This window comes from Marinobacter sp. (assembly GCF_041984545.1).
Lineage (GTDB): Bacteria > Pseudomonadota > Gammaproteobacteria > Pseudomonadales > Oleiphilaceae > Marinobacter.
Window position 1 is genome coordinate 204,494 of the sequence record NZ_JBHIXV010000001.1, and the last position, 13,995, is coordinate 218,488.

General features: G+C 59.4%; 15 protein-coding genes. 5 read left to right on the forward strand and 10 right to left on the reverse strand.

Translation table 11 applies throughout. From position 1 onward, the window contains the following. Positions 1 to 4 precede the first annotated feature (4 nt). The 3 genes from flgC to ACFC20_RS00990 all read right to left on the reverse strand — a co-directional run bounded on the left by flgC (position 5) and on the right by ACFC20_RS00990 (position 1,661). A complete protein-coding gene (flgC, locus tag ACFC20_RS00980; protein ID WP_091984835.1) occupies positions 5 to 454 on the reverse strand; it encodes a flagellar basal body rod protein FlgC in 450 nt (149 codons plus the stop codon). Between the two features lie 28 nt (positions 455 to 482). Further along, positions 483 to 881, reverse strand: a complete 399-nt coding sequence (flgB, locus tag ACFC20_RS00985) for a flagellar basal body rod protein FlgB (protein WP_375191379.1) — start codon at positions 879 to 881, stop codon at positions 483 to 485. 228 nt (positions 882 to 1,109) lie between these two features. Then, positions 1,110 to 1,661 (reverse strand): nitroreductase family protein, encoded by a 552-nt coding sequence (locus ACFC20_RS00990; RefSeq protein ID WP_375191380.1) that lies wholly within the window; start codon positions 1,659 to 1,661, stop codon positions 1,110 to 1,112. A 176-nt stretch (positions 1,662 to 1,837) separates the two neighbouring features. Here ACFC20_RS00990 and ACFC20_RS00995 point away from each other — a divergent pair, with 176 nt between their 5' ends. Together ACFC20_RS00995 and ACFC20_RS01000 are read left to right on the forward strand one after the other, a co-directional pair. Beyond that, positions 1,838 to 2,149 carry an Mpo1-like protein gene (locus tag ACFC20_RS00995; RefSeq protein WP_375191381.1) on the forward strand — a complete coding sequence of 104 codons (312 nt, stop codon included), beginning with the start codon at positions 1,838 to 1,840 and terminating at the stop codon, positions 2,147 to 2,149. Between the two features lies 1 nt (position 2,150). After that, a complete protein-coding gene (locus tag ACFC20_RS01000) occupies positions 2,151 to 3,590 on the forward strand; it encodes an adenylate/guanylate cyclase domain-containing protein (RefSeq protein WP_375191382.1) in 1,440 nt (479 codons plus the stop codon). A 3-nt stretch (positions 3,591 to 3,593) separates the two neighbouring features. Here the strand turns inward: ACFC20_RS01000 and queF are convergent, their stop codons facing one another. From queF to ACFC20_RS01015, 3 genes are read right to left on the reverse strand one after another with little or no spacing between them, the layout of a single operon-like run. Continuing rightward, positions 3,594 to 4,412 (reverse strand): NADPH-dependent 7-cyano-7-deazaguanine reductase QueF, encoded by an 819-nt coding sequence (queF, locus tag ACFC20_RS01005; RefSeq protein WP_375191383.1) that lies wholly within the window; start codon positions 4,410 to 4,412, stop codon positions 3,594 to 3,596. A gap of 14 nt (positions 4,413 to 4,426) precedes the next feature. Further along, complete coding sequence (locus ACFC20_RS01010; protein WP_375191384.1) at positions 4,427 to 5,200, reverse strand: ABC transporter permease; 774 nt, start codon at positions 5,198 to 5,200, stop codon at positions 4,427 to 4,429. Beyond that, a complete protein-coding gene (locus ACFC20_RS01015) occupies positions 5,197 to 6,147 on the reverse strand; it encodes an ABC transporter ATP-binding protein (protein WP_375191385.1) in 951 nt (316 codons plus the stop codon). Before ACFC20_RS01015 ends, ACFC20_RS01010 begins: the two co-directional genes overlap by 4 nt. 267 nt (positions 6,148 to 6,414) lie before the next feature. On the opposite strand from ACFC20_RS01015, the gene ACFC20_RS01020 reads away from it, so the two are divergent. Beyond that, the gene (locus tag ACFC20_RS01020; RefSeq protein ID WP_375191386.1) at positions 6,415 to 7,536 is read left to right on the forward strand and encodes an organic solvent ABC transporter permease; all 1,122 of its coding nucleotides are present in this window, start codon (positions 6,415 to 6,417) and stop codon (positions 7,534 to 7,536) included. On the opposite strand, the gene ACFC20_RS01025 is transcribed toward ACFC20_RS01020, so the two are convergent. The 3 genes from ACFC20_RS01025 to ACFC20_RS01035 form a co-directional block, all read right to left on the reverse strand. Next, positions 7,526 to 8,830, reverse strand: a complete 1,305-nt coding sequence (locus tag ACFC20_RS01025) for an HD-GYP domain-containing protein (protein ID WP_375191387.1) — start codon at positions 8,828 to 8,830, stop codon at positions 7,526 to 7,528. The genes ACFC20_RS01020 and ACFC20_RS01025 overlap by 11 nt on opposite strands. Before the next feature lie 177 nt (positions 8,831 to 9,007). After that, on the reverse strand, positions 9,008 to 9,586 hold the full coding sequence (locus ACFC20_RS01030) for a hypothetical protein (RefSeq protein ID WP_375191388.1): 579 nt from the start codon (positions 9,584 to 9,586) through the stop codon (positions 9,008 to 9,010). A 139-nt stretch (positions 9,587 to 9,725) separates the two neighbouring features. After that, positions 9,726 to 10,004, reverse strand: a complete 279-nt coding sequence (locus ACFC20_RS01035) for a PilZ domain-containing protein (protein ID WP_375191389.1) — start codon at positions 10,002 to 10,004, stop codon at positions 9,726 to 9,728. A 187-nt stretch (positions 10,005 to 10,191) separates the two neighbouring features. Between ACFC20_RS01035 and ACFC20_RS01040 the strand changes: the two genes are divergently transcribed. Next, the gene (locus ACFC20_RS01040; RefSeq protein WP_375191390.1) at positions 10,192 to 11,208 is read left to right on the forward strand and encodes a Fe(3+) ABC transporter substrate-binding protein; all 1,017 of its coding nucleotides are present in this window, start codon (positions 10,192 to 10,194) and stop codon (positions 11,206 to 11,208) included. 147 nt (positions 11,209 to 11,355) lie between these two features. Beyond that, a complete protein-coding gene (locus ACFC20_RS01045) occupies positions 11,356 to 13,044 on the forward strand; it encodes an ABC transporter permease (RefSeq protein WP_375191391.1) in 1,689 nt (562 codons plus the stop codon). A gap of 44 nt (positions 13,045 to 13,088) precedes the next feature. Here ACFC20_RS01045 and ACFC20_RS01050 read toward each other — a convergent pair whose 3' ends face one another. Then, complete coding sequence (locus tag ACFC20_RS01050) at positions 13,089 to 13,574, reverse strand: thioesterase domain-containing protein (RefSeq protein WP_375191392.1); 486 nt, start codon at positions 13,572 to 13,574, stop codon at positions 13,089 to 13,091. Positions 13,575 to 13,995: the final 421 nt, after the last annotated feature.

Here is a 13,995-nt window from a genome sequence, read left to right on the forward strand (position 1 = left end):
CGAATTACTGCTGACCAAGCGTCAGAATGCGTTGCATCATGGACTTGGCGGTATTCATCACATCCACGTTCATCTGGAAGCTCCGGGACGACGACATCATGTCCGCCATTTCCTCCACCACGTTCACGTTCGGGTAGAACACGTAACCGTCCTCGTTGGCGGCCGGATGGTGGGGCTCGTAGCGCATCTGCAGCTCTTCCTGGCTCTCGACAATGCCGTCCACACGCACGCCCGCTCCGGGGCCCTGATCCGCCGCCATCGGGAAGTTGCCCTGGCCCGGGTTCATCATCGACTGCTGGATTGCCGCAAACACCGGCTTACGCGCCCGATAGGTGGTATCGGTACTCGAGCTGGCCGTCTCGGCGTTGGCAATGTTGGATGCGGTGGTGTTCAGCCGCAGTGATTGCGCGGTCATGCCGGAACCGGCGATATCAAAAATGCTGCCCAGTGACATGAGAAATCTCCTTCGCTAATCCTGTGGCTTACTCGCCCTTCAAAGCCTTGGTAAGGCCGCTGAACTTGCTGTTCAGAAACTGGAAGCTGGCCTGAAAATCCATCGCATTACGCATGAACCGGGTCTGCTCCTGCTGCGCGTCCACGGTATTGCCGTCCACTGACGGCTGGTGCGGCACGCGGTACAGCAGTTCGCCGTCGGCACCCGGGGTGGAGGTATCCATGTGCGCATCATGGGTTTTGCTCATGTTGAACCCGCTCATGGACTCCTGGGCCTTCTGCATCATCGCCTGGAAATCAACGTCCCTGGCCTTGAAGCCCGGGGTGTCAGCGTTTGCCAGGTTGTTTGCCAGCACCTCGGCCCGCTTCACACGGGCCTCCACGGCGTGCTGATGAATGCCCAGAGCGTTGTCGAACGAAATTGCCATGTTGCCTCCAGATACTGCGCCAGCAGTGCGACTCAACATTGCCGCCTGCGTTTCATGACAGGATCAAAGCAAGGCGAATGCCAGAATTGGAAAAGCGGTTGAAATTAGCGGGAGGAGCGGTGTTTGCGGGCGGGTATCGTGCCGGTCGGCAAGCCTGGGCATAACCAGGGCCGCGAAAAAGCGGCAAGGAACTTCCCCCGGAACAAGGGGGAAGTTTCGGGGATCAGGCTACGGCCATTGGCGAACGAACTCGGCCACCTCCGGGCGCGGGACGGCGGGTTTGGCCTGGGCCACCCGGCCAGTGTAGAGAAAGCCGACGATCTGCTCGTGCTCCTCGAGGCCCAGCCCCTCCCGTACGGCAGCGTTGTAGGCTACGGAACCGGTACGCCACATAACGCCGAACCCGGCTTCCTGAAGCGCCAGCTGGACAAAACTCATGCCCACCGCGGCAGACATCACCTGCTCGATTTCCGGCACCTTCGGGTGAACCACCGGGGAGGCAACGCCGACAATGATCATCGGGGCCCGCAGCGGCGCCCGGCGCAGCTTGTCGATTTCTTTTTCGTCACTGTTATTGGCACAGGTGGCAGCAAACAGCTGGCCCAGCTTCTCCAGACCATCACCCTGTATCACCAGATACCGCCAGGGACGCAGGAGGGCGTGGTCCGGAGCCCTGGCGGCACAGGCGAAGGCCTGCTTCAGGGTAGCGGCATCCGGAGCGGGCGCCTCCAGCCTGGGCTGGGAGGAACGGTTCAGCAGGAAATCAGTAACGGATGTCATAACGGCTCGCTGTCAGGTGAATGAAAGAACGCACGCAGCCATCCCATGCCGGTGAATTGTGGCCCGTACGTAATGCTGTTAATCTTTAGTCGTAGTCGAGAACGCCAAACACTCGCCAATAACTAACAATAAAGCTGACTCGCAGCGACTGTCTTACAACGAAGAGTGGCAACGCAATGAGCAACGAACAAACCTTCAACAGCTTTTCCGAATTCTACCCGTACTACCTAGAAGAACACAGCGATGCCATCTGCCGTCGCCTGCATTTTGCCGGCAGCCTGCTTGTATTGATCGTGGGTGCCTGGGCGCTGACCTCGGGCAAGTTCGTCTGGCTTCTGGCGTTGCCGGTTATCGGGTACGGATTTGCCTGGATAGGCCACTTCAAATTCGAGAAAAACCGCCCCGCGACCTTCAAATACCCACTGTACAGCCTCATGGGCGACTGGGTCATGTTCCGTGACATGCTGATCGGCAGGATTCGTTTCTGAGATGATGAGCGCGCCGCCGGATTTGCGCAGCGCCAGCAGCTCCGCTGGCAGGGCCATGGCCATTGAAGGCGCCGGGAACCCGGTGGCCATTCCGCCCATGCCCGATTACAACGGCCGTATTCTCGCGTACACGTCCACGGCGGCGATCATCGTCACGGGGGTACTGCAGAATGCCTTCGATTTCTGGCTGCTCTGGCTGGTCGCCGGCGCCCTGACCTGGCCTCACATTGCCCACGCTCTTACCCGGCGCACGTTTCTGCGCAACTCACCACGCATCCGGCAGAAAATGCTGATTGTCGATTGCGTGATCGGCGGTGGTTTTATTGGCTGCATCGGCCTGATTGTCATACCTTCCCTGGCCGTTGCGCTGATGCTCATGTTCAGTTGCCTGATCGTGGGCGGCATACGTCAATGGTTCCTGGGCACTATGTTCATGATCGCCGCCATTGCAGTATCCGTGGCCATTCTTGGCCCGGCCCCGGGTCCCCACTCTCCGCTGCTGACCAGCATCGTCTCGATCCTGTCCACCGGCCTGTACATCTGCGTTACCGCCTACTATTCGCATCAGCAGGCACGGGCCCTGATGCTGGCGAAAACCCAGATCCAGAACCAGCGGGAGCAGTCCATCGCCCTGTCCCACAAGCTGTCCAAGTACCTGTCTCCCCAGGTCTGGCAGTCCATCTTCACCGGTGAGCGCGATGTACGCCTGGAAACCCAGCGCAAGAAGCTCGCCGTGTTCTTCTCGGACATCAAGGGCTTTACCGAGCTCTCGGAAGAGATGGAGCCAGAGGCGCTTACCGAGCTGCTGAACCACTACTTCAACGAAATGTCCGAAGTAGCCCTCAAATACGGCGGCACCATCGACAAGTTCGTCGGCGATTCCATCATGGTATTCTTCGGCGACCCTACCAGCCGTGGGCAGCGGGAAGACGCCTTTGCCTGTGTATCCATGGCCATTGAAATGCGCAAGCATATGAAGATCATGCGCCAGAAATGGCGCAGCCAGGGCATCAAGACGCCCCTGGAAATCCGCATGGGCATCAGTACCGGCTACACCACCGTGGGCAACTTCGGCGCCGAAAACCGCATGGACTACACCATTATCGGCAAGGAAGTGAACCTGGCCAGCCGCCTGGAGTCACTGGCCCAGCCGGGAGAAATACTCGTTTCCTACGAGACCTTCTCCCTGATCAAGGACAAGATCATGTGCCGGGACAAGGGCGAAATCACGGTGAAGGGCTTCGGCAAACCGGTACCTATCTATGAGGTGGTCGACTTCCGGCGCGACATGGGGCCCCACCGGAGTTTCCTGGAGCACGAGCACAGTGGCTTTGCCATGTACCTGGATTCCGACAAGGTGACCGAGAAAGAACGCCAGTGCATCCTGTCAGCGCTGGAAGACGCCGCAGACCGCCTGCGGCGCGAGGAAGACCTTTCCTGACCCTTACTGCCGGATCAGTCGTGGTCCGGCATCCTGACCTGTTTCAGTACTGCGCCAGGGATTGATATCCAGACCTCCGCGCCGGGTGTAGCGGGCGCACACCGTCAGCGATTCCGGCCGGCACCGGGCCATGATGTCCGTGAACACGGTCTCCACGCAGTGTTCGTGAAAATCCTGCTTCTGACGGAAACTGACCACATAACGCAGCAGGCTCGCCCGGTCGATCCGCGGCCCGGTATAGCTGACCAGCAAGGTGGCCCAGTCCGGTTGGCCGGTCACCGGGCAGTTGCTTTTCAGCAGATGCGAGCACAGTTGCTCGGTAACAACAGTACCGCCAGCAGACAGCGAATCAGGCGAGTACTCGTAGACCGGCTCGGTCACCGGCTCGTCATCAATCAGCTCGAACCCCGCCGGGCGGCCAATGGCCTCCCCGGACTCATCAACGCTGTGCAGGCGCACCTGCACCGACCCGCCACAGGCACTGGAAAGATCCTGCGCAATCACCTCGGCCACCTGCTCCTGGCTGGAATAAACCGCCTGGTTGAGGGAGTTCAGGTACAGCTTCAGAGATTTGGATTCGACAATGGCCGGCGATGCAGCCGGGAACACCAGTTCTGCCCAGGCTACCTCGGGCACGCCACCGGGGCGAAGCCAGGACACCTCCCAGGCCTGCCAGAGATCCTCGCCAAACCAGGGCCAGCGACCGTCCTCAAGCCCCAGTCGCCGACGGTTTTCTTCCCTGGCAACGGGAAACAGCAGGCCCGGGTCGTAACTGTCTGGATAGTCGCTTGTCTTGCCAAGCGGTGCGTTGTTAAGTGCCATAGAAGGTCCTGAGGTCAGTGGCGGATACCCTTGCCACGCGCCAGCATTTTCATGGAAATGAAGGCCAGGATGGCAATGAACACCAGAATCATACCAAGAGATACGAAGGGATTGACGTCCGAGACACCAAGGATGCCGTAACGGAACCCGTTGACCATGTACAGGATCGGGTTCGCCATGGAAACACCCTGCCAGAACGCCGGCAGCATATCGATGCTGTAGAACACGCCACCTAGGTAGGTCAGCGGCGTAAGCACAAAGGTCGGCACGATTGAGATATCATCAAACTTGGTGGCCAGCATCGCGTTGATGAAACCGCCAAGAGAAAACAACGCCGAGGTGAGGAACACCGTCAACACCATCATTGGAACGCTGTGAATGGATAACCGCGTGAATGCCAGGGACAGCAGGGTCACGATCAGGCCTATGCCGAGCCCGCGCGCCATGCCGCCAGTCACATAGCCCGCCAGGATCACCCAGTTGGGCACTGGCGACACCAACAATTCCTCGATACTGCGCTGGAACTTCATCGAAAAGAACGAAGACACCACGTTCGAGTAGGAATTGGTGATCACCGCCATCATGATCAGCCCGGGCACAATAAACGCCATGTAGTCGAATCCGCCCATCTCACCGATGCGCGAACCGATCAGGTTACCGAAGATAATGAAGTAGAGTGTCATGGTCACCGCCGGCGGCAACAGGGTCTGGGCCCAGATGCGGGTAAACCGGCGAATTTCGCGAACCACGATCGTGCTGAAGGCAGTCAGTATGGCCTGGGGGCTCATGCGGCGCCCTCCATGGCCTTGCGACTCTCTGCCGCGTTCTCCTCCACCATGCGGATAAAGAGCTCCTCCAGCCGGTTGGCCTTGGTGCGCATGCTCACAACCTTGATGCCAAGTTGCTCGAGCTGCACGAACACTTGGTTTAATCCCTGCCCTTTCTCCACGTCTACTTCCAGCGCGCCCTCGTCGTCCAGGCGGGTGGCAAATCCGGACAATTCCGGAGCGGAATCCAGCGGCTCCTCGGTATCGAGCACAAAGGTCTCCAGGCTAAGCTGCTGCAGCAGCGCCCGTTTGCTGGTGTGCTTGAGGATACGACCGTGGTCGATGATGGCGATATTGCGGCAAAGCGCTTCCGCCTCCTCAAGGTAGTGCGTGGTCAGGATAATGGTGGTGCCCTGGCGGTTGATCTCCTCCAGGAAGGTCCACATCGACCGGCGCAACTCGATATCAACACCGGCAGTGGGTTCGTCAAGGATCAGCAGCCTGGGTTCGTGCACCAGGGCGCGGGCAATCATCAGGCGGCGCTTCATGCCACCGGACAACATTCGCGCCGGGGTGTCTCGCTTCTCCCACAGGCCCAGCTTCTTCAGGTATTTCTCCGCCGAGACCGATGCCTGCTTGAGCGGAATACCGTAGTAGCCCGCCTGGGTGGTCACAATATCGAACACCTTCTCGAACTGGTTGAAGTTGAACTCCTGCGGCACCACACCGAGGTTCAGCTTGGCGTCGGAAAGATGGGTATCAATGTCCTTGCCGAACACCCGAACCTTGCCCCCGGTTTTGTTCACCAGCGAACAGACGATACCCAGGGTGGTGGATTTACCCGCGCCGTTGGGGCCAAGCAGCGCAAAAAAGTCGCCCTCGGCGACGTTCAGATCAATCCCTTTCAGGGCCTGGAAGCCATCGCCATAGGCCTTGGTCAGACCCTCAATTTCCAGTGCATTGGTCATAGACGATTCCGATCCTGCGGTGGGCAGGGGCCAGTCGGCCTGGCGCTCTGCCGGAATTTAGAATGCTATTAATTGTGACTGTCCCCGCAATTTCAAGGGGCTGGAGCCGGGGCTTCGGGCTCGGCCCGCCCGCGAATCAATCATGGAAACTGCGACAGGAATCCCGATATGAGGCAATACCCGTCCCTATAATGCGGTTACAACAACTTACAAAAGACGCCGCAACCCGGTGCAGGCGTGCTGAAACGAAGGAATGTACGACACACCATGAGATCCGTTCACCGCTTCCAACTGGCCTTCACCCTGATAGGCACCCTGTTATTGTCTGGCTGTTTTGACGACAGCGGCGGCTCCGCGGGCGATGACACCCTCGCCGGCCGGCTGAATTTCAATGGCGTCAGTGGCCTGGGCTACCAGACGGCGAGCCAGTCCGGCACCACCACAGACCGCGGCGAGTTCCGCTACTACCCCGGCGAAACCGTTGAATTCCGCGTAGGCGATCTGTCGTTGGCGCAGGGAGTACCCGCCGGCCAATACGTCACCTTCCTCGAATTTTTTCCGGACGTGCGCACAGCGCTGCAGGCACCCCTGGTCGACAGCGAAGGGTTGAGCACCCACACGCTGCGGGAGCAGCAGTTGTTGCAGAACGTCCCGCTGAATAACCTCTCCCGGTTGCTGATCGCCCTGAACTGGACCGAGAACATCGGCGAGGGCGAGGGTATCGAAATCCGCGAGCGGGTGATCAGGCAGCTCAACGCGGCCCTGCCGGGCCTGAGTTCGCCCATAGACTTCAACGTCAGTGAAGCGGAGTTTACCGCCGAGGGATCGAACGTGTCCCCGGCCAATCAGCTGCTGGCCGAGATCTGCTTTTACCCGGAAGACGACCCGCTCTGTCAGCCCCCGCCTACCCTCGAAGAAATTGACAACGCGCCGTCACGGCCGCTGGATGAAAACACCATCGATCCGGATGTGGTCTACAGCGAGGATCTCGCTGCTCTCCGGACCCGGATCCTGGAGTCCGTGCGCACAGTAACGGAAATAGACAACGAAACCGTGAAAACCTACCTCTCCCGGGAACTGAAAGCGATCACTACGGCAGTGGCAAATCGTTATTACCTGGATGAGGAGGTGGCGAGTGTTCCGGCGAGTGATACCGCCATTAAGTCCGTGGCCATCCGGAAGATCGGTGGTGAGCTGGCCCTTGCCGAGCTGGAGGCCATCAGCACCCGCCCCCAGGATGTTCAGATACATGCGACAGACTGGCAAAGCGGCGAGGTGGAGTACTTTGTGGCGGGTCCTGCGGGCGGAGAATCAGAACTCCTGCTGAGCTTCCGCCCGGAGGACACCTATCGGTGGGTCCGCAAACAGCTGCGGGTACTTATCCGTTAATCAGTCGGCCAAGGCCCCAGCGCGATTCAACGCCGGTGACGTCGTACATGGCCGGGTCCATTCCTTCGGTGCCATGGGGCAGACATTCACGGATCTGGACCGCTTCGGCTGCATCGCGTTCCTCATTGTAGCGCGCCAGATCGATAATCTTCGCGGTTTTCAGGGGCCGTGCCTCGGTGTCTGTCATCACCATCACCCGAGGCCAGAGCCGGCGTTCCGGAGAGTGTGAAACCACGATACCGCGCTGGCCGTCCGTCAGCTCGACCAGACTGCCCGTCGGGTAGATGCCAATCGCCTGGATAAATTTCTCCACCAGGTCTTCCTGAAACTCAATATTGCGCATCTCATACAGCAGGGTCACCGCCTTGGCAGGGGTGAGCGGCTCGGAATGCTTGCGGGGGGCAATCAGCGACTCGAAGAACTCTGAAATACCGGCCACCTTGGCCAGCAAAGGAATCCGGTCACCCCGGATACCCTCAGGGAACCCCGATCCGTTATGACGCTCCCGATGGCACTGAACCACGCTCAGCACGGCACGTGAGAGCCCGCTGTCCTGCAGCATGGCAACACCCCGGTTGATGTAACCCCTATAGGTTGTGTACTCCTCAGCGCTCAACTGTCCTTCCCGGGCGAGCATGTCTGCCGGCAGGCTGGTTTTTCCCACCTGGGACAGAAGGCAGCCAAGGCCCAGATGGTTCAGGAGCCCTTCGTTAAGGCCAAGGTGACGCCCGCACACCAGCGCCCACACGGCGGTGTTGAGAGCATGCCGGTATAGATAGCTGTCATGGGCCCGGGTACGACTCAGCCACAGCAGGGCGTCTGGTTGCCGGATGACGCTGCTCACCATCTTGCTGGTGATTGTCGCAATCGGCCGCAAATCGGGTACGCCTTCGGATCGCAGGGTGTTGAACAGTTGTCCCAACGCGTCTTCCACGTCATCCAGAAGACGTTTGGATGTCTTTATTTCCTTCTTCAGCGTGGTGACTGTCTCGTAGGTCACCGGCTCACGAATACTCAGGGGCGGCAACTGCAGCTGCTCGCGCCCTCCGCGCCTGGCAGCCGCACGACCAAATACTGGTTTGCTGTTGCCCTTCACAGACCGCGATTCACGAATCTCGGCAACGTCGATCATCACCCACTTGCAGTGGGACACGAGCGCACGGATATCGTCCTGGGAGCGGATGTGAAAACCCTGGATCGGGAAAGGCGTCTGGTGCCACGGCCTGTCCAGATCGGACACGAACATGCCCACTTCCAGATCATGCACTGCCACTTTCTTTTGTTGGACACCCACGGGACCACCTCACAATAAAGACGTTTCGATGGCTACCATTTTGACCCAACGTCCAGAAGACACAATTACAAATTCGTATCGCGGAGTAACCCAAAGGCCACAAAAGGTAACGCTAATATTCAGGAGGCAACAAAGTGTAGCAATGTGATGGCGGTCACACTGGAACGTCAGAAAGTGTCACTCTGCGTCACATACGGAGTCGTCAAAACGAGGCGGCTTTGCGATCAGGGACCCTCGCGGAGCCTTGCGCACATAGACGGTATAGGGCACTGCTGAGGCCCTGAGGTAATCCAGATTGCGGGCGTCATCACCCTGCCCCTCAGCGACCACCGAAGGCTCACAGGACACCAGAAGTTCCAGCTTACCGCCTACCCCGGCAATGCGAGCGGCGGGATCCTGGGGATTGATGGCCATGCATCGGAACTCGGGCGTTGCCGGTTGACCGGTGGCTGCTACCAGATCCTGCCCCTTCTCTCCACAGGCCCGGATGCCGGTAGCACACTGCCCGGCCTGGTCGTCATCCCCATCCCTCAGGCGCCACACTCTGTCACTGCACTGGGTCTCCAGCTTTACCGAGGTAGCCCGGTTCCCAAGGAACCACCAGTCCGGATACTCGGCCGTCTGCCAGGAGAGGCGAACCTGCCTGGGTTCGCCAGAGGAGTTGGCAGCCGGAAACATGGCGAAATGGGAGTAGTAACTGGCACATCCGGACACTGACAACAGCAGCAGGCATGCCGCCAGCGGCCTGGCCAGCAAGGTGAAGGACAGTCGCCTGGCCGTTGTTTCTTCAGAGCTTAAATGGGTTGGTCTGGGCACAGTCATCGAACGGGCGCATTCCCTGGCATCGGTAACAAACGCTTGCCATTATCCACTTAGAACCAGCGCAATCCGCCTATCAGTCACCATTTTCATCAAATTGCAGCCCGTAGCCGTCATTGGTTTTTCGCACCACGACCATCTGCAAGGTCGGCGCGGGCACGGGCAGCCCCTGCACCTGAACCGTCACCCTGTCGCCAATTTCCGGGGCAAAGGGCTCGGCATCGACGACAACAAACACGCCGCCATCGGAAATGTCACGGGTTGAGAAGACGAACTCGCCCAGCTCCCCGTGGACCACTTTCACTTTCGCACTCATGGCAGTGCGAATGTGCTCTCTTCGCTCAGTCCCGGACATCAATGGATCCCACTACTTTTTGCATAGTTTTTATGATCTTCCGAAGCATAGCACCATTTTGCTGAAAATATCCCAGAGGAGTTATTGACTACACTTGTAACACAAATGAGAATAGTTGCTGTTTTTAAACGCCTGTGCAATTCAATACAGGCCAAAGACACCGCAACGCCCTGAAAAGGACAAAACTATGCGAATGAAACTGGCAGTTACCGCCGCAATGGCCCTGAGCGCCCTTCCCCTGACAGCCTCCGCCGACGGCGAGGTGAACGTCTACTCCTACCGTCAGGCATACCTGCTTGAGCCCCTGCTCAATGCATTCGAGCAGGAAACCGGAATCAAGGCCAATGTGGTCTTTGCCAAGCAGGGTCTGGCGGAACGCCTGGAGCGCGAAGGCCGCAACAGCCCGGCAGACGTGGTTATGACCGTGGACATCTCCCGCCTGAACGAGCTGGTGGAGCGCGATCTGGTTCAGCCGGTGGATAACGACGTGCTGGAAGAGAACATTCCGGAAAACCTGCGCCACCCCGAAGGCAAATGGTTTGCCCTGACCACCCGCGGACGCCTGATTTTCGTCTCCAAGGAGCGCGTTGAAGAAGGCGCCATCACCACCTACGAGCAACTGGCGGACGACAAATGGGAAGGCCGCATCTGCACCCGTAGCGGCAAGCACCCGTACAACATTGCCCTGTTCTCCTCAATGATCGCCCACCACGGCGAGGCAGAGACCGAGCAATGGCTCGAGGGTCTGAAGGACAACCTGGCGCGCAAACCCCAGGGCGGCGATCGTGACCAGATCAAGGCCATTGCCGAGGGCGTCTGCGATGTCGCCATCGGTAACAGCTATTACTACGGCAACATGCTGCAGGATGAGAGCCAGCGCCCGATCGCCGAACAGGTCCGCCTGGTATTCCCGAACGCCGATGGCCGTGGCACCCACGTGAACATCAGCGGTATCTCGCTGACCAACAGCGCCCCGAACCGGGAAAACGCCATCAAGCTGATGGAATTCCTGTCCTCGCCGGAAGCCCAGCGCATTTACGCGGAGGCCAACACCGAGTACCCCGCCAACCCGGCGGTAGAGCCCTCTGGCCTTGTAACCGAGTGGGGCGAGATCAACCCGGATAACCTGTCACTGCAGGAAATTGCCGATCATCGCAATGCAGCGGTGAAACTGGTTGACCGCGTCGACTACGACGGCGAGTGATCCACGGTTGGTGGGGGCGGGTTCGCCGCCCTCGCCTTCCATGCGAACCGCGTGTGTCCTGCTGTCAGTCGTTGCAGGCACCACGCGAGCTGTCTACAATCTGCACCCTCGCTCGGGTAACCGCACGTTTTTAAAGACAGGAACATCATGACAGAGGCCGCAACCAGCACACATCCCGGGGTATCCCAACCCCTGCTGGCCAAACGCACCTCTGCCCGATGGCTGATCAGCGCTTTCATTACAACCGCCATCGTCGCCCTGCCCGTGCTCTCTGTTATTTTTCTGGCCTTCTTCCCGGAAGAGAACATCTGGCCCCATCTGATCAACACCACCCTACCGAGATACCTGACCACCACCGTGCAATTGATGATCGGGGTAGCCGTGATCACCCTGGTGGTTGGCCTGTCTTCGGCCTGGGCGGTCACCATGTGTGAATTTCCCGGCCGCAGGTTCTTCGAGTGGGCCATGCTGCTCCCCTTCGCCGTGCCGGCCTATGTGATTGCCTATGTGTACACCAGCCTTCTGGACTACGCCGGCCCCGTGCAGGGAGCACTCCGGGACTGGTTTGGCTGGACCAGCGCCGCCGATTACTGGTTCCCTGAGATACGGAGCCTTGAGGGCGCCACGCTGATGATCGGCCTGGTGGTGTACCCTTACGTGTACCTGCTGGCCCGGGCCGCGTTCCTTGAGCAGTCGCCCTCGCTGTTCGACGTCAGCCGAAGCCTCGGCCACTCCGCCATCAGCACCTTTTTCCGGGTGGTTCTGCCCATCGCCCGCCCGGCCATTGCGGTTGGCCTGTCGCTGGTGTTGATGGAAACCCTGAACGACTTTGGCACCGTTGATTTCTTCGCCGTCCAGACCCTCACCGCCGGCCTGTTCGATACCTGGATGAACCTGGGCAATCTTGGCGGCGCAGCCCAGATTGCCACCACCATGCTCATTTTCGTGGTGATTCTGGTGACCCTGGAGCGTTACTCCCGCCGGCGCCAGCAACAGTACGCCGCCCGCGACAACCGCGAGCCGATACGCCGGTTCAAGATGTCGTTCGGTCGCCAGATGATCTGCCTGGCCGTGTGCGCGGTTCCTGTGCTGCTGGGCTTTGTCATTCCCGGTGCAACCCTGGGCCTGTATGCCTGGGAGTATTTTGACGAGAGCTGGAATCCTGAATTCGTCCGCAACACCTTCAACAGCCTGTTTCTCTCAAGCGCTGCCGCTCTGACCACCCTGCTGATTGGCATCACGCTGGCCTACAGTCGACGCCTGCACAACACGCGGGGCATGCAGGTTCTGATGCGCCTCTCAAGCCTTGGTTATGCCATGCCCGGTGCCGTGCTAGCAGTGGGTGTGATCGTACCTCTGGCGGGATTCGATAACTGGCTGGACAGCCTGATGCGGGAGTTTTTCGGCGTCAGTACCGGGCTGCTGCTGAGCGGCACCGCCTTTGCACTGGTGTTTGCCTACACAGTACGGTTCCTGGCGGTGTCTGCCGGTAGCGTGGAAAGTGCCCTGCAGAAGATCACCCCCAGCATGGACATGGCCTCGCGCTCGCTGGGCCACACCCCCGGCAAGACCCTGGTGCGGGTGCACCTGCCCATGCTTCGCGGCACTCTGGTTACTGCGGCGCTGGTGGTGTTTGTGGATTGCATGAAGGAGTTGCCGGCCACCCTGATTCTGCGGCCGTTCAATTTCGAGACCCTGGCCACCTACGTATACCAGTTTGCCTCCGACGAACGCCTGTTCCACAGCGCCCTGCCGGCCCTGATCATCGTGCTTGCGGGCATTGTACCCATCATCCTGATGAGCCGGTCGATCTCGAACAGCCGGTCGATCGCCTGAGTCTCCGGCTTTAGCAGCTTTGACAGGCCCTAGTTGGCAAGGCCTTAAAGAGTAACCCGGGATTTCACGTCCCGAACTACAAAGCGGCCCTGAAACACCGCCACCGGATCGCCTTCGGGTGCCGCCGTGGGCTGACCACAGAACACCTCGGCGGTCAGGTCCAGGCGCCCCTTGCCGTGCTTCGCCAGGCTCTTGCGGAACCGTTCCGGAACCTCTTCCCCGGGCAACCGGCAAACCACGTAAAAGTCGGAGGTCACCGGCTCCAGGTAATCAATGGTGCCGTTCTGAACCACCACCGTTGCCCTGAGTCCCAGGTCCCACAACGCCAGTTCGGTTACGCCCCAGGCGGTGGTAACCGCCGCCGCGTACACGCTTCCGCCGAAGCCCGTTCCCTGGTGGTTGCTGTTCGGTTCCAGCGGCGCGCTCAGAAGCAGCGAATGGCCATCCCAGGAATGCAGCTGAATACCCATGGCCCGGGAGAGGGGTATCTCGTCATGGACACGTTTCTGGAAAAGGGACAACTGGCTCATAACATCCTCCTGATATCGTTCCAGTTTAGGCCTGCGCCTGCCTTTTCCCTATGCGACTAACGTCGGTTTTTACCCCTAATCGAGTAGGAGGGGGAGTTACCTCCCCCGTCCTCTCACACCACCGGGCATACGGTTCCGTACCACGGCGGTTCCCACTTCCCAATACTGGGCGAGCTGCGTTCCGTTGATCTTCCGCCTGTCAGAGTGCATTGCGCTGCAACTGTGTCCGAGGTTCCGCCTCGTCCACGTATGTTGCGAGCCCTCGCTTGAGGCATCTGCAAGCTCTAATCAGAGATAAGATCCGACTATCCACTCATAGTGGGTTCAGCCCTTCAGTACGCGGTAACGCACCTACTACGGCCTCTGCTGAGTTCTGGCAGCCCATCCCCACCCCTCACGAGGTGAGTAGCACAACGGCAGA

What these genes read in the sequence shown, in the direction of transcription:
- flgC (WP_091984835.1), bottom strand. Translation starts at nt 454, where the DNA reads ATGTCACTGGGCAGCATTTTTGATATCGCCGGTTCCGGCATGACCGCG.
- flgB (WP_375191379.1), bottom strand. Translation starts at nt 881, where the DNA reads ATGGCAATTTCGTTCGACAACGCTCTGGGCATTCATCAGCACGCCGTG.
- ACFC20_RS00990 (WP_375191380.1), bottom strand. Translation starts at nt 1,661, where the DNA reads ATGACATCCGTTACTGATTTCCTGCTGAACCGTTCCTCCCAGCCCAGG.
- ACFC20_RS00995 (WP_375191381.1), top strand. Translation starts at nt 1,838, where the DNA reads ATGAGCAACGAACAAACCTTCAACAGCTTTTCCGAATTCTACCCGTAC.
- ACFC20_RS01000 (WP_375191382.1), top strand. Translation starts at nt 2,151, where the DNA reads ATGATGAGCGCGCCGCCGGATTTGCGCAGCGCCAGCAGCTCCGCTGGC.
- queF (WP_375191383.1), bottom strand. Translation starts at nt 4,412, where the DNA reads ATGGCACTTAACAACGCACCGCTTGGCAAGACAAGCGACTATCCAGAC.
- ACFC20_RS01010 (WP_375191384.1), bottom strand. Translation starts at nt 5,200, where the DNA reads ATGAGCCCCCAGGCCATACTGACTGCCTTCAGCACGATCGTGGTTCGC.
- ACFC20_RS01015 (WP_375191385.1), bottom strand. Translation starts at nt 6,147, where the DNA reads ATGACCAATGCACTGGAAATTGAGGGTCTGACCAAGGCCTATGGCGAT.
- ACFC20_RS01020 (WP_375191386.1), top strand. Translation starts at nt 6,415, where the DNA reads ATGAGATCCGTTCACCGCTTCCAACTGGCCTTCACCCTGATAGGCACC.
- ACFC20_RS01035 (WP_375191389.1), bottom strand. Translation starts at nt 10,004, where the DNA reads ATGTCCGGGACTGAGCGAAGAGAGCACATTCGCACTGCCATGAGTGCG.
- ACFC20_RS01040 (WP_375191390.1), top strand. Translation starts at nt 10,192, where the DNA reads ATGCGAATGAAACTGGCAGTTACCGCCGCAATGGCCCTGAGCGCCCTT.
- ACFC20_RS01045 (WP_375191391.1), top strand. Translation starts at nt 11,356, where the DNA reads ATGACAGAGGCCGCAACCAGCACACATCCCGGGGTATCCCAACCCCTG.
- ACFC20_RS01050 (WP_375191392.1), bottom strand. Translation starts at nt 13,574, where the DNA reads ATGAGCCAGTTGTCCCTTTTCCAGAAACGTGTCCATGACGAGATACCC.